We start from the raw sequence: 414 nt of genomic DNA, 5'->3' as shown, positions 1-414 counted from the left end.
TGCCAAGGCATCCACCGTGCGCCCTTAAAAACTTGGCCACAGATGCTCGCGTCCACTGTGTAGTTCTCAAACAACGACCAGCCACCCACCACCCTGACCAGAACGATCAGGTTCACTGGGGCCGGCATCCTTGAAGGACGACCATACGGCCGTACCCTCAGACACCCAACAACGTGCCAGGCACAGTCCGATCCTCAAATCCCGTGTTCCACGCCGAAGCAGTACTAACGGTTTTTCGGATACCGACTGTGCCAACTAATCAACGTTCCACCCATGAGCTGACCGTGCGAGACGTTTGCTCGCAATCGGTGCTGCGCTCCTTAGAAAGGAGGTGATCCAGCCGCACCTTCCGGTACGGCTACCTTGTTACGACTTCGTCCCAATCGCCAGTCCCACCTTCGACAGCTCCCTCCC

1 rRNA gene is annotated in these 414 nt (G+C 57.5%); it reads right to left on the bottom strand.

From position 1 onward, the window contains the following. Positions 1-324: 324 nt before the first annotated feature. A 16S ribosomal RNA gene (locus tag OO47_RS33050) occupies positions 325-414 on the bottom strand; the annotation flags it as partial.

Origin of the sequence: Streptomyces bikiniensis (genome assembly GCF_000716625.1) — a bacterium.
In the GTDB taxonomy this organism is placed as follows: domain Bacteria; phylum Actinomycetota; class Actinomycetes; order Streptomycetales; family Streptomycetaceae; genus Streptomyces; species Streptomyces bikiniensis.
The sequence above is the reverse complement of the archived record's forward strand: the minus strand, read 5'-3'. Positions and strand labels throughout refer to the sequence as shown.